11 protein-coding genes and 1 pseudogene are annotated in these 15,191 nt (G+C 37.9%); 3 read left to right on the forward strand and 9 right to left on the reverse strand.

Features of this window, described 5'->3' with window-relative positions:
- Positions 1-132 precede the first annotated feature (132 nt).
- A complete protein-coding gene (locus ACPUVN_RS09440; RefSeq protein ID WP_426356868.1) occupies positions 133-456 on the reverse strand; it encodes a ribonuclease E inhibitor RraB in 324 nt (107 codons plus the stop codon).
- Between the two features lie 854 nt (positions 457-1,310).
- Here ACPUVN_RS09440 and ACPUVN_RS09445 point away from each other — a divergent pair.
- Positions 1,311-2,147, forward strand: coding sequence for a DUF2971 domain-containing protein (locus ACPUVN_RS09445; protein ID WP_426370515.1), 837 nt, complete (start codon positions 1,311-1,313; stop codon positions 2,145-2,147).
- Between the two features lie 38 nt (positions 2,148-2,185).
- Here the strand turns inward: ACPUVN_RS09445 and sucD are convergent, their stop codons facing one another.
- The 8 genes and pseudogenes from sucD to sdhC form a co-directional block, all read right to left on the reverse strand.
- Positions 2,186-3,058 carry a succinate--CoA ligase subunit alpha gene (sucD, locus tag ACPUVN_RS09450; RefSeq protein WP_426370516.1) on the reverse strand — a complete coding sequence of 291 codons (873 nt, stop codon included), beginning with the start codon at positions 3,056-3,058 and terminating at the stop codon, positions 2,186-2,188.
- A complete protein-coding gene (sucC, locus tag ACPUVN_RS09455) occupies positions 3,058-4,224 on the reverse strand; it encodes an ADP-forming succinate--CoA ligase subunit beta (RefSeq protein WP_426356864.1) in 1,167 nt (388 codons plus the stop codon). The genes sucD and sucC overlap by 1 nt, the downstream gene beginning before the upstream one ends.
- A gap of 275 nt (positions 4,225-4,499) precedes the next feature.
- Positions 4,500-5,987, reverse strand: a complete 1,488-nt coding sequence (gene odhB, locus ACPUVN_RS09460; protein ID WP_426356863.1) for a 2-oxoglutarate dehydrogenase complex dihydrolipoyllysine-residue succinyltransferase — start codon at positions 5,985-5,987, stop codon at positions 4,500-4,502.
- 27 nt (positions 5,988-6,014) lie between these two features.
- Positions 6,015-8,817: pseudogene (gene sucA / locus ACPUVN_RS09465) on the reverse strand (2-oxoglutarate dehydrogenase E1 component).
- A gap of 213 nt (positions 8,818-9,030) precedes the next feature.
- On the reverse strand, positions 9,031-9,741 hold the full coding sequence (locus ACPUVN_RS09470) for a succinate dehydrogenase iron-sulfur subunit (protein WP_426356861.1): 711 nt from the start codon (positions 9,739-9,741) through the stop codon (positions 9,031-9,033).
- Between the two features lie 11 nt (positions 9,742-9,752).
- Positions 9,753-11,525, reverse strand: coding sequence for a succinate dehydrogenase flavoprotein subunit (gene sdhA / locus ACPUVN_RS09475; protein ID WP_426356860.1), 1,773 nt, complete (start codon positions 11,523-11,525; stop codon positions 9,753-9,755).
- Entirely contained in the window at positions 11,526-11,873 is a 348-nt protein-coding gene (sdhD, locus tag ACPUVN_RS09480; protein ID WP_426356859.1) for a succinate dehydrogenase, hydrophobic membrane anchor protein, read from the reverse strand.
- Positions 11,867-12,241, reverse strand: a complete 375-nt coding sequence (gene sdhC / locus ACPUVN_RS09485) for a succinate dehydrogenase, cytochrome b556 subunit (RefSeq protein ID WP_426356858.1) — start codon at positions 12,239-12,241, stop codon at positions 11,867-11,869. Before sdhC ends, sdhD begins: the two co-directional genes overlap by 7 nt.
- Before the next feature lie 406 nt (positions 12,242-12,647).
- Here sdhC and ACPUVN_RS09490 point away from each other — a divergent pair, with 406 nt between their 5' ends.
- Together ACPUVN_RS09490 and tcdA are read left to right on the forward strand one after the other, a co-directional pair.
- Positions 12,648-13,934, forward strand: a complete 1,287-nt coding sequence (locus ACPUVN_RS09490; RefSeq protein ID WP_426356857.1) for a citrate synthase — start codon at positions 12,648-12,650, stop codon at positions 13,932-13,934.
- Positions 13,935-14,404: 470 nt separating this feature from the next.
- Complete coding sequence (gene tcdA / locus ACPUVN_RS09495; protein ID WP_426356856.1) at positions 14,405-15,190, forward strand: tRNA cyclic N6-threonylcarbamoyladenosine(37) synthase TcdA; 786 nt, start codon at positions 14,405-14,407, stop codon at positions 15,188-15,190.
- Position 15,191: the final 1 nt, after the last annotated feature.

Here is a 15,191-nt window from a genome sequence, read left to right on the forward strand (position 1 = left end):
TTAAGTTTAATACAACAGATATCGGGCAATCCATTTATAAATGCTAAGGGCGACCTTAGCCACCCTTTTAAATATAATCAGCACTTAGTCAACCTTAGCTAAGTGCTAGTAAAACCTGCAAGCATTAGCAATTTAAGCTTCAATACCCCAACCATCTGTATAACCTTTAAACTCCGAGACTATTTTTTCAAATTGAGCTTCTTGAGCAATAATTACATCATAAAGTGGAATTGTGTTTATTGAGCAATCTAAATGCCATACTTTTGGATTTTCATCAATGTGTACATCACAAGTAATATCAGGTGCTATTTCAGCAAGATGAGCTGCCATAGCATCTGCTTTTTCTTGTGAGTCAAACAAGTGGAAAAAAACAATAGTATGCGGCACAGATAAGTCGATATCTGCTTTTTGCATTGCAAACAATATTTTACCGGTTTCATCTTTTGGGTAGTTCATATGATTCTTCAAAGCTATAAAATTAATGGACAGTATTATAAACGGCAAAGTTTGAAATGAATAGAAAACAAAAGGAATTGATCTGCTAGTTTTAAAATCAAAAAATACTAACAACTTATCTTGGGTGTATTGATAAGTTAATTGTTTAGCCGTGAACTATAAGATAGTCGTCGCGGTGGCGACAGCACCCAAGGGGACGCTAACGCCGCTGTCCCCTTGGAACCCCATGGCGCTGCTAACAAACGTAGATCTTCCATAAAAAAAAGTGTTTTCGACGTAACACCGCTGAACGGGCATCCATGCCCTACATCGCTTTGTTCATCATCCATGATGAAAATACGTGAACACTTTTATTTATTTCAGCGTTTGTTCAAGCAGACTTAGCAATCGCTAAATGTTTATTGAACAAATTAGCCTTGTCAGAAAATTAGATTCTAATAACGTGTGATATTAGTTTGATGACTGTAAAGTGTAAGCATCCACCCTATCCCGCCTCAGCAATTCAATCGCAATGAGCAAAGGTAGGGCTCGACCCGAGACAGGACGTCGAGGGCTGCCGCAGTTCATGGACGATAATTCGGCAGGTATCGAGGCCTAACGCGAGTTGAGTTTGAATGTTCTGCTGAGCAGGGCGTCGGAGGGGTTCCAAGGGGAGGCACGGCGGTACGTCGCCCCTTGGGTGTCGTCGCCACCGCGACAATTGTAGATAATAAGAATATAAACCAAGAGGAGATGAAACTGAAAATCAGATGTTACTAATCCCACATATTCTATCTCTAAGTAATTGATAGTAATTTTGACTACCTAATAAATTGGATCTAATCTATAAACCAATTTTTAGAGTGCAGCATATAATGTTAAATATCCAAAAAGACAGATACTTGTGTAAATTCACAACATTAAACAAAAACATCATCAATTCTATCTATGAAAATAACCTTTGGCATGCAAGAGTCGACACCCTGAACGATCCATTCGAACTTTATTTTAATTTTATAAAGGTACTTCCCAATTCAACAGAAGGTTTGTGTACTTTAATGGAGGGCTCTGATTATTGGGTAGAACCTCACTTAATAGTCCAAGAAAGAGAAGCCGCCATAGAATTATTAGTTTCATCTAGAGAGAATGAATTACGTTCTAGAATAATGAATAGAATAATAAAGCATGAAAAATTATTAAAAAATCGAATACGGACTGTATCCATATGTAGTTTATCTGAAGCTTATGATGAACCATTAATGTGGTCACACTACAGTGATGGAATGAGAGGCATTTGTTTAATGTTTGATAAAGAAAAACTTATACAAAGTTCATTAGAATTTAACATAGTTACATATAAGGAGACCCCTCCAGAATTTGATTTTTTTGACCAAGAACAAAAGTACAAAAATAATGAAGAAATGGATTTTGTAGAACTCTTTACCACTAAACATACTGGCTGGGCTTATGAAAAAGAGTTTAGATCAGTATCGTTCAAGACAAATGAAAACAGTTCTAAATTGGGTATTTCGATGCAACTAAAAAGTAATTCTCTAAAAGGAATTATAATGGGTTGTAATATTTCTCAAGTAGATAAATCATTACTAAAAACATTATCTAAAGAGTTTGGATTCGATCTTTATATTGCAACAGCAAACAATGAAAATTACAGTGTGGATTTAAAAGGAATCAACAAAAAACCCGCTAGTTAGCGGGTTTTTATTAAGAATTACAAATTAGAAGCCTTAGCTTACCAACCTGTTTTCTCTTTAAGTGCTGAACCAATCTCAGCTAAAGAACGAACAGTTTTAACACCAGCCGCTTCTAATGCTGCAAATTTCTCATCAGCTGTACCTTTACCACCAGCGATAATCGCGCCAGCGTGACCCATACGCTTACCTTCTGGTGCAGTAACACCAGCAATGTAAGAAACAACAGGCTTAGTAACATTAGCTTTGATGTATTCTGCAGCTTCTTCTTCAGCTGTTCCACCGATTTCACCAATCATTACGATTGCTTCAGTTTGTGGATCGTTTTGGAACATTTCCAATACGTCGATGAAGTTAGTACCTGGAATTGGATCACCACCGATACCTACACAAGTAGATTGGCCAAAACCAGCATCAGTTGTTTGCTTAACAGCTTCATAAGTTAAAGTACCTGAACGAGATACGATACCTACTTTACCTGGTAAGTGAATGTGACCTGGCATAATACCAATTTTAGTTTCGCCTGGAGTGATAACACCTGGGCAGTTAGGACCGATCATACGAACGCCCGTTTGCTCAAGCTTAACTTTAACGTCAACCATATCTAAAGTTGGAATACCTTCAGTGATAGTAACGATAAGTTCAATGCCAGCATCGATAGCTTCTAAAATTGCATCTTTACAGAATGGTGCAGGAACGTAGATAACTGTAGCTGTTGCGCCAGTTGCTTCTACTGCATCACGTACTGTGTTAAATACAGGTAAACCAAGGTGAGTTTGACCACCCTTGCCTGGTGATACGCCACCAACCATTTGTGTACCATATTCTAAGGCTTGCTCTGAATGGAATGTACCTTGACCACCAGTGAAACCTTGACAGATAACTTTAGTATCTTTATTAATTAATACAGACATTATTTGCCCTCCGCAGCTGCAACAACTTTATTTGCTGCATCAGTTAAAGATTCAGCTGCAATGATGTTTAAATCAGATTTAGCTAATACCGCACGACCTGCTTCTGCATTTGTACCTTCTAAACGTACAACTACTGGTACTTCAACGCCTACTTCTTTAACAGCAGCGATAATACCTTCAGCGATCATATCACAACGAACGATGCCACCAAAGATGTTAACTAAAACAGCTTTAACGTTATCGTCAGAAAGGATGATTTTGAATGCTTCAGAAACACGTTCTTTAGTCGCCCCGCCGCCAACATCTAGGAAGTTAGCAGGCTTGCCGCCGTGTAAGTTAACGATATCCATAGTACCCATTGCTAGGCCTGCACCGTTAACCATACAACCAACGTTACCGTCTAATGCTACGTAGTTTAATTCAAACTTAGCAGCATGAGCTTCACGTTCATCTTCTTGAGATGGATCGTGCATTTCACGGATTTTAGGTTGACGGTATAAAGCATTACCATCGATACCAATTTTACCGTCTAAACAGTGAAGGTTGCCTTCGTCAGTAATTACTAACGGGTTGATTTCTAATAATGCGAAATCGAAATCTTCAAACATTTTACCAAGACCCATAAAGATCTTAACAAATTGCTTCATTTGAGTAGGGTTTAAACCTAACTTGAAGCCTAAATCACGTGCTTGATATGCTTGAGGACCAACTAGTGGATCAATCTCAGCTTTGTGAATTAACTCTGGAGTTTCTTCAGCAATCTTCTCAATATCAACACCGCCTTCAGTAGACGCCATGAATACTACTTTACGAGAACCACGGTCAACAACTGCGCCTAGGTATAATTCGTTTGCAATATCAGTACAGCTTTCTACTAAAATTTTAGCAACCGGTTGACCGTTTGCATCTGTTTGATAAGTAACTAAGTTCTTACCTAACCAGTTTTCAGCGAAATCTTTAATTTCTTGTTTAGTTTTAACTAGTTTAACACCGCCAGCCTTACCGCGACCACCAGCGTGAACTTGAGTCTTAACAACCCACATATCGCCGCCAATCTTGTCAGCAGCTTCTGCAGCTTCTTGAGCGGTATCGCAAGCGAAACCTTCAGAAACTGGTAATCCATATTCAGCGAATAATTGTTTCGCTTGGTACTCATGCAAATTCATGGTGTTATTTCCATTTATCTGTAAATGATGACAACGACACTTTACTCAACTTCTTAGAAATTCAGTTAGATCGCTGCCAGTGAAAAATCGGACAAAGTATAGTACAAAAGCCCTATTTTTAATAGTAATTATCTCTATATGTATTTGTTATAACCACTATAACTTACTGTGATACTAACTCGGTTTATTATTAATCATCAAATAATAAAAAACCCCTAAATACTAAGGTATTTAGGGGTTTTAAAATTAGTTATTTACAACTAATGCACTGTGAATTAGATATCAAGTAATAAACGTGCTGGATCTTCTAATAACTCTTTGATAGTTACTAGGAAACCAACAGACTCTTTACCATCAATTAAACGGTGATCATATGATAATGCTAAGTACATCATTGGTAATATTTCAACTTTACCGTTAACTGCCATTGGGCGGTCTTGGATTTTGTGCATTCCTAAAATAGCCGCTTGTGGCAAGTTAAGAATTGGCGTTGATAATAATGAACCAAATACACCACCATTAGTGATAGTGAAGTTACCGCCTTGCATATCAGCCATTGATAATTTACCGTCACGACCTTTAAGTGCTAGGTCACGAATGCCATTTTCAATACCAGCCATATTCAATTGGTCAGAATCACGTAAAACAGGAGTTACTAAACCACGTGGCGTTGATACAGCAATGCTGATATCAAAGTAGTTGTGGTAAACAATGTCATCACCGTCAATTGAAGCATTAACTGCAGGGAAACGTTTTAACGCTTCAGTTACTGCTTTAACGTAGAAAGACATAAAGCCTAAACGCGTATCATGAGTTTTCTCAAATAAGTCTTTATATTGCTTACGTAAGTCCATGATTGGCTTCATGTTAACTTCGTTAAACGTTGTTAACATTGCTGTTGAGTTTTTAGCTTCAAGTAAACGTGTAGCAATTGTTTTACGTAGACGTGTCATTGGAACACGTTTCTGTGTACGTTCGCCTAGGTCTTGAGCTACAGGAGCTGCTGCTTTAGCTGGCGCTGCTGCTGGTTTAGCTTGAGCTGAGTTAGCTGCGGCTTCAACGTCTTCTTTAGAAATACGTCCGCCTTTGCCAGAACCTACTACTTGAGAAGCTGTAAGACCTTTTTCCGTCATTAAACGACGTACTGAAGGGCTTGCCAATTCGTCACTGCTAAGTGCTTCTTCAGAAGATGCTGCTGGAGCTTCGCCCGCTGATGCGCCTGCATTAAGTTCACCAATTTTTTGGTTGCCTAATACTGTGTCGCCTTCAGCATGGATGATTTTACCAATCACACCATTCTCTTGAGCTACAACTTCTAACACAACTTTGTCAGTTTCGATATCAACTAAGTTTTGGTCAACAGTTACTACATCGCCTTCAGCAACATGCCATCCTGCAACAGTTGCATCAGCAACTGATTCAGGTAAAACAGGTACTACGATGTCAATTACTTTAGCTGAACTAGCTGCTGGAGCTGCGGCTGCAGGAGCACTTGCTGTAGGAGCATCTGCAGTAGCAGCTGCTTCGCCTTCAGCTAAGATAGCAATAACTTGTGATCCCAGTACTGTAGTACCTTCAACTTCTCTTATTTCGGTAATTACACCGTCAGATGTTGCAGGAACTTCAAGTACTACTTTATCAGTTTCAATATCAACTAATACTTGATCGCGTGTAACTTTATCGCCTACTTGTACATGCCAAGTAGCCACTGTTGCATCTGCAACGGATTCAGGTAAAACAGGAACCTTAATTTCGGTTGTCATTTATTTTATTCCTTAACAAAAACTAGTCTATTCAACATTTAGCGCGTCTTGGACTAGCGCTTGTTGCTCTTTAACATGAACTGACATATAACCAACAGCTGGTGCTGCAGAAGCTGCACGACCTGCGTATGTCAAATTAGTACCTACTGGTATTATTGATCTGAAGTGATGCTGAGAACAATACCAAGCACCTTGGTTTTGTGGCTCTTCTTGGCACCAAACAAAATCTTTTGCATTTTCATATTTTTCAATTTCAGCTCTAAGGTCTTTCTCAGGGAAAGGATAAAGCTGTTCAATACGAATAATAGCAACATTAAGTTCGTTTTTACGACGCTGTTCTAAAAGTTCGTAATAAACTTTACCACTACAGAATACAACTCTTTTAACATCTTTCGGCGCTATTTCATCAACTTCACCAATTACGTTGTAAAACTCACCAGTCGATAATTCTTCTAAAGAAGAAACCGCTAATGGGTGACGTAATAATGATTTAGGTGACATAACAACAAGTGGACGACGCATAGGACGAACAACTTGACGACGTAACATGTTAAATACTTGAGCAGGTGTAGATGGTACACAAACTTGCATATTGTGATCGGCACATAACTGTAAGAAACGTTCTAAACGTGCAGATGAATGCTCTGGACCTTGACCTTCATAGCCATGAGGTAACAACATAGTAAGACCACATAAGCGACCCCACTTTTGCTCACCTGATGAGATAAATTGATCAAATACTACTTGTGCACAGTTAGCGAAATCACCAAATTGTGCTTCCCAAATAGTTAAACCTGCTGGTTCAGCTGTTGTGTAGCCGTATTCAAAAGCAAGTACAGAAACTTCTGATAATACCGAATCATGAACATCAAAAGGACCTTGCCCTTCACTGATATTTTGTAACGGTAAATATTGGCTTCCATCGTCTTGGTTATGTAATACAGCATGGCGATGGAAGAATGTTCCACGACCTGAATCTTGACCTGTAAGACGAACACGTTTTCCAGCATCAACAATTGAAGCGTATGCTAAATTTTCAGCCATACCCCAATCAAGCAGTTTTTCGCCTGAAGCCATTTTAACACGATCATCATATATTTTTTGAACGCGACCATGAACTCTGTGATCTGCAGGGAAAGTTGAAACTTTTTTGGCAAGTTCTTTTAACTTGTCCATTGAAATTTCTTTGTCGTAATCATCATCCCAGTTATGACCGATGTAGGGAGACCAATCTACAGAGTGCTCTGTCATTGGGCGCCATTGTTCAACAGTACATTGACCTTCGTCTAACAGTTTACGGTAGTAAGCTGTCATTTCATCAGATTTTGCTTTTGAAACACTTGATTCAGCGGCAAGTTTATCTGCATATAATTGACGAGGAGTAGGATGTTTTTTAACGATTTTGTACATTAACGGCTGAGTTGCACTTGGCTCATCGGCTTCGTTATGACCATGACGACGGTAACAAACTAAATCGATTACAACGTCACGTTTAAATTCGTTACGGTAATCTAATGCAATTTGAGTCGCTAAGATTACAGCTTCAGGATCATCTCCGTTCACATGTAAAATTGGTGCTGAAACCATTTTAGCAATTTCAGTACAGTATTCACCGCTACGCGTATCTTGTGGGGAAGATGTTGTAAAACCAACTTGGTTATTTACAACAATACGTATTGTACCGCCAACTTTAAATGCACGCGCTTGCGACATGTTAAAAGTTTCTTGTACAACACCTTGACCAGCAATCGCTGAGTCACCATGAATAGTAATAGGTAATACTAGATCGCCTTGATTACAGTTACGACGGTCTAAACGTGCGCGAACTGAACCAATAACTACTGGATTAACAATTTCAAGATGCGATGGGTTAAACGCTAATGCTAAGTGAACATTACCTGACGGGGTTACGAAATCAGAAGAATAACCTTGGTGATATTTAACGTCACCTGAAGATAATATTTCGTCATGCTTGCCACCGAACTCGTCAAATAGTTTAGATGGGTTTTTACCCATAACGTTAACAAGAACATTTAAACGACCCCTATGAGCCATACCCATAACAACTTCTTTAGCACCTGCAGTACCTGCACGTGTAATCAGTTCTTTAAGCATAGGTACTAATGCGTCACCGCCTTCTAAAGAGAAGCGTTTTGCACCAGGGAATTTTGCACCTAAGTATTTCTCTAGGCCATCAGCAGCAATCAAACCTTTAAGAATTTCTTTCTTTTTCGGCAACCGTTAATACAGGTTTAGATTGAACAGATTCTAAACGGTTTTGTAACCAACGTTTTTCATCTGTTGAAGTGATGTGCATATACTCTGCACCAATAGAACCACAATAAGTAGTTTTAAGGGCTTTGTATAAGTCACCTAGTTTCATTGAATCTTGACCAATCGCTAATGATCCAACATTGTAATCTTTGTCGAAGTCATTTTCTGATAAGTCATGATGAGATAATTGTAAGTCACGAACTTTATCGCGTTGCCATAATCCTAATGGATCAAGGTTAGCATTTTGATGTCCGCGAAAACGAAAAGCATTAATAAGCTGTAAAACTTTAACTTGTTTGGCGTCACCACCACTTGATACAACAACTGTTTTGCTTGGTTGTTTAGCTAAGGTTTTAAATTCGTCGCGAATTTCAGAATGTCTATATTCAACATCTGAACCTTCAACTCTAGGAAGTTGTTGGAAGATTTCTCGCCATTCTGCAGTTACAGACTGAGAGTTGTCTAAATACAATTCGTATAATTCTTCGATATAAGCAGCATTTGCGCCACTTAAATGGGAAGACTCTATCCAAGCCTTCATTTCACCTTCGGGCATTGCCTGTTCCTTTACTGGGATAAAAGCAATAAAACACATCGTAACTTTTTAATGTTTATACGCTTATTTAAGCTGTAGATTACTAAATACCATGAAGTATTTATTCTTTAACTTAAAACGAAAATACAAATATTAAGCCGTTACACCAATAAAAATTGTTCTCATCTACAATAGCAGAATATTAAAAATAATATTCTGCTATATTCAGATAAATTAAACCGCTCTAGAAATAAGCATCGATTTTATATGACCGATAGCTTTAGTTGGATTTAATCCTTTAGGACATACATCAACACAGTTCATGATACCGTGACAACGGAATACACTGTATGCATCTTGTAAGTCGTCCAAACGTTCTTCAGTAGCAGTATCACGGCTATCGATTAAGAAACGATAAGCATGTAATAGACCAGCTGGACCGATAAACTTGTCTGGGTTCCACCAAAATGATGGACAAGAAGTTGAACAACACGCACATAAAATACATTCGTATAGTCCATCTAAATGTTCACGTTCTTCGATAGATTGTAAATGTTCTCTTGCTGGAATATCTTTACCATCATTAATTAAATAAGGTTTTACTTTTTCATACTGATTATAAAATTGAGTCATATCAATAATTAAATCACGTACTACTGGTAAACCTGGTAATGGTCTTAATACAATTTTTGTAGCTGGTACGTCTGATAATGGCGTAATACACGCTAAACCATTTTTACCATTCATATTTAAACCATCACTACCACAAACACCTTCACGGCATGAGCGACGGAAAGATAATGTAGGATCTTTCTCTTTCAACATAATTAATGCATCTAGCACCATCATGTCTGAACCATCAGGTATTTCTAGCTCATAGTCCTTCATGTAAGGTGCATTGTCTACATCAGGGTTATAACGGTAAATTGAAAATATCTGTTTCATCAAATTATTCCTTAGTAAACACGAGCTTTAGGTGGGAAAGCTTCACGATGAACTGGAGCCATGTTTACATCACGCTTAGACATATCTTGTGTCTCAGGAGTGTAAATTGAATGACATAACCAATTTGCATCATCTCTGTCCTGGAAATCTTCACGTGCATGTGCACCACGAGATTCCGTTCTAAAGTTAGCCGCTTTAGCTGTACTAAAGGCCGTTTCCATTAAGTTATCTAGCTCTAAACATTCAATACGTTGAGTATTAAAGTCTGAAGATTTATCACTTAAATGAGCCGTTTGTAAACGTTCACGAATTTCTGTTAGTTCTTTCATTCCCTGTGCCATCGCTTCGCCTTCACGGAAAACAGAGAAATTAAACTGCATACATTTCTGTAGATCTTTGCGAATTTGAACAGGATCTTCACCTGATGTAGATGATTCCCAACGATTAGTACGTGCTAATGAAGCTTCCAAATCAGATTCTGAGGCTTCTTTACCAAATTCGGTATCGTTTAAGTATGTACCTAAGAAGTTACCAGCGGCACGACCAAATACAACTAAATCAAGTAATGAGTTACCACCTAAGCGGTTAGCACCATGTACCGATACACAAGCTATTTCACCAACAGCGAATAAACCTTCAACAATCGTTTCTTTACCAGTAGCTGGGTCAAAATGAATTGCTTGGCCATTCACATTACAAGGAACACCACCCATTTGGTAATGACATGTTGGAATTACTGGAATAGGCTCATCAGCAGGGTCAACGTGTGCAAATGTTTTTGATAATTCACAAACACCAGGTAAACGTTTGTATAACGTTTCACGACCTAAATGATCAAGCTTAAGTTTAATGTGTGGACCATACGTAGGATGATCACAACCGCGACCTTCACGTATTTCAGTCATCATAGAACGAGCTACAACATCACGACCTGCTAAATCTTTAGCATTAGGTGCATAACGTTCCATGAAACGTTCGCCATCTTTGTTTAGAAGATAACCACCTTCACCACGACAACCTTCAGTTACTAATGTACCCGCACCTGCGATACCTGTAGGATGAAATTGCCACATTTCCATGTCTTGCATTTGAATGCCAGCACGAAGCGACATACCAACACCATCACCAGTATTGATGTGAGCATTAGTTGTTGAAGCGAATATACGACCAGCACCACCAGTAGCAAGTACCGTTGCACGGGCTTTAAAGTAAACTACTTCACCAGTTTCGATACAGATTGCAGTACAACCTACAACACCGCCGTCGCTATTTTTAACTAAATCGAGAGCATACCATTCAGAATAAACGTTAGTTTTGTTTTTAACGTTCTGTTGGTATAAACAGTGCAATAATGCATGACCTGTACGGTCAGCTGCAGCTGCGGTACGAGCTGCTTGCTCGCCACCAAAGTTTTTAGATTGGCCACCGAATGGACGTTGGTAAATTTTACCTTCTTCCGTACGTGAGAATGGTAAACCCATTTTCTCAAGTTCGATAATTGATTCTGGGCCAGTTTTACACATGTATTCAATAGCGTCTTGGTCACCGATATAATCAGAACCTTTAACCGTATCGTACATGTGTTGTTCCCAGTGATCTTCATGCGCATTACCTAACGCAACAGTGATACCACCTTGCGCAGAAACCGTATGAGAACGTGTAGGAAAAACTTTAGAGATTAGAGCACAAGATTTACCTGACTCTGAAATTGCTAGTGCAGCGCGCATACCCGCACCGCCTGCGCCAATTACTATGGCGTCAAATTCACGAACTGGAACGCTCATTTATACACCCCAAACTATGATAAAACCCGCAGCAAGATATACAAGCAACGTGATTGAAAAAACAAACTGTAATGAACCACGAAGTAAAGCTGGTTTTATGTAGTCAGAAAGAACCTGCCACACACCAATCCACGCGTGAATCACTAAAGCGATAATAGCTAATAAAGTAAATATTTTAACGCTCATGCAAGCAAATAGATCATGCCAAACGTTATAAGTTACTTCTGGGGTAATTAGAAAAAAACCAGCTAAGAAGAATGTATATAATGCAAGGATTACAGCACTTGCTCTTAATAATATAAAATCGTGTACGCCACTACGGCCTACTGTTGCTGCATTATTTACCATAACCAAACTCCTACTACAACTGTCAATACAAGCCATAAAATCATGATGAATTTAGCACTTAAATTGCCTGATGCTAATTCTTCAAAATGACCTAAGTCCATTAACAAGTGACGGATACCACCTAAAACGTGATATATCAAAGCAGATAGAATACCAAAAAGAATAAACTTGAAGAAAAATCCATCAAGTGTAGCTTTAAGTTGAGAAAAATCTTCAGCAGAAGATAGTGATAGAGAAAGTGTCCACAATAATATGCCGATAGCAAATACCATAATTACACCAGATACTCGGTGTAAAATTGATGCATTTGCAGCAGGATGCATTTTAATTGTAGTCAGATCTAGGTTTACAGGACGTTGTTTTTTCACGATTGTTGCCTAAGGAGCTCTTAGAGCTTTTCAACTTATTTCTTTGCCATGCTAGGTTATTCTTCTTAATTTAACATGACCCCCCAACGATCTCAGATAATGTGTAATATTGTCAAAAGACGAAATTACTTAACACTACTCAAGATCCCCTTGATTATATATATGATGATAATTAATTACAATTCACTTAATTCTATAATCCTTGCTATTCTCAGGGCTTATGACTAAATTTTAATCATTCATTGTTTTTAGCTCACTTTATAACCAAGTTGATTTTTAGACATTCACTTTTGAATTGACTTACTAGGGGTGTTATGGAGTAGAATACTGGCAGTTTTTATATACATCAAAAGTAACTAAGTCTTAGTTACTTTCCAGATAAACTAATTTTATAGGGGATGAACATATGGCTGAATCAAAGGCCTCTCTAAGTATTAACGGTAAAGAAGTTGCTGAGTTACCTATTCTTACAGGTACAGCGGGTAATGACGTAATAGACATCCGAACTTTAGGCGCTAGTGGTTATTTCACATACGACCCAGGCTTTTTAGCTACAGCTTCTTGTGAATCATCTATTACCTTTATTGATGGTGGTAAAGGTGTTTTACAACATCGCGGTTACCCTATTGCTAATCTTGCTCAAGATGCTGATTATCTTGAAGTTTGTTATATTCTTTTAAACGGCACTGCGCCAACTAAAGCTGAATATCACGAATTCGTAAATGTAATTACTAACCACACATTAGTACATGAGAAACTAGTACAATTTTTCCAAGGTTTCTTACCTGATGCACATCCAATGGCTATGCTATGTGGTGTTGTAGGTGCTCTTTCATCTTTCTATCATGATGATTTAGACATTACAGATCCAGAACAACGCATGCGTAGTGCACATCGTTTAATTGCTAAATTACCAACAATTGCAGCGATGGCTTATAAGTATAATGTTGGGCAACCTTTCGTATACCCACGTAACGATTTATCTTATGCAGAAAACTTCTTACACATGATGTTTTCAGTACCTGCAGAAGAATATAAGGTTAATCCTATTGCTGCTAAAGCAATGGATAGAATCTTTACTTTACATGCTGACCACGAGCAAAATGCTTCTACGTCAACAGTACGTTTAGCTGGTTCTTCAGGCGCTAACCCTTATGCATGTATTGCTGCTGGTATCGCTTCTTTATGGGGCCCTGCACATGGCGGCGCTAACGAAGCATGTTTAACTATGCTTGAAGAGATTGGTGATGTATCACGCGTTGATGAATACGTACTTAAAGCTAAAGACAAGGATGATTCATTCCGTCTAATGGGCTTTGGTCATCGTGTATACAAAAACTTCGACCCTCGCGCGACTGTAATGCGTGAAACTTGTCATGAAGTTTTATCTGAATTAGGTATCGAAGATCCATTATTAGATGTTGCTATGGCACTTGAAAAAGTAGCTTTAGAAGACTCTTACTTCATCGAAAGAAAACTATACCCTAACGTTGATTTCTATTCAGGTATCATACTGAAAGCATTAGGTATTCCTTCAAGTATGTTCACTGTAATTTTTGCAATGTCACGTACTGTAGGTTGGATTTCTCATTGGGAAGAAATGCTATCTCAACCAGGTCAAAAAATTGGTCGTCCTCGTCAATTATATACTGGTGAAATTGATAAAACATTTGTGCCTATTTCAGATAAGTAATCTGTTATTCACACGTAAAAAGGTAGCTTCTGCTACCTTTTTTTATGTCCTAATTAAAGTCAAACCTACCCTACTCTTCTGTTAACTCATTACCCGCTCTACATAACTATCTTGCTAAAAAGAGTCATTATATACGCCTAATTTTTTCATTAATCTTTAGTTTTAGCTTAATTTATTAATAAATTTTTTAATAAATAGGCACAAATATTAGCTAACTTACCAATTGATATTGATGGTTTAACCAATTCACCTGAAGATAATAACCAATTATTATCGCTAAACTTTACCTAATCAGACCAATAATCTGTATTTATTTAAGATATTTAGTTAAATGCGCATCACTTAAATGAATACTTACAATAATTAATATAAATAGATTAAATATCAATTTTTTTATAAAAAAAGCTTTCTCCGACTGCTTTTATCTTCTTTAGACTGATACAATTCTCTTTTTTTTAATAATTAATTTTATGTCTGATTATCAACTTAGATTTGGTGGTATTAACCGCTTGTATGGCAATAATGGTTCTCAAATTATCAAAGAGTCTCATTTCTGTGTTATTGGTATTGGTGGCGTTGGCTCTTGGGCAGCTGAAGCATTAGCTCGTAATGGCGTTGGTGAAATCACGCTAATAGACTTAGACGATATTTGTGTCACTAATGTGAACCGTCAAATACATGCGTTAACCAGTACGGTCGGCTTAAGTAAAGTTGAGGTGATGGCTGAGCGAATTAAAGATATAAACCCTGAATGTAAAGTTAATCAGGTTGAAGACTTTATCACTCCCGATAATTTGTTTGATTTGCTACTGAACAGTTTTGATTATGTAATCGATGCTATAGATTCTGTAAACGTTAAGACTAAGCTGATTGCACATTGTAAGCGTAACAAACTACCTATTATTACCATTGGTGGTGCTGGTGGGCAGATAGATCCTACACGTATACAAATATGTGATTTAAGCCAAACCTATCAAGACCCATTATTGGCTAAGGTAAGAAATCAGCTACGCAGAGAGCATAACTTTTCTAGGAATGTGAAACGTAAGTTTTCAATTGATGCTGTGTTTTCTACTGAACAGTTGGTATATCCAGATCAAGAAGGTAATGTTTGTCATCAAAAGCCTGAACAAGATGGTGCGATGAAGTTAGATTGCGCGGGTGGTTTTGGTTCTACAACACATGTAACAGCAACGTTTGCTTTTTTTGCTGTTAGCCGTGCAATAACTAAGTTAATTAAGAAAAAATCAACATAAA

It is taken from the genome of Pseudocolwellia antarctica (assembly GCF_049933045.1).
Taxonomy (GTDB): Bacteria; Pseudomonadota; Gammaproteobacteria; order Enterobacterales; family Alteromonadaceae; genus Pseudocolwellia.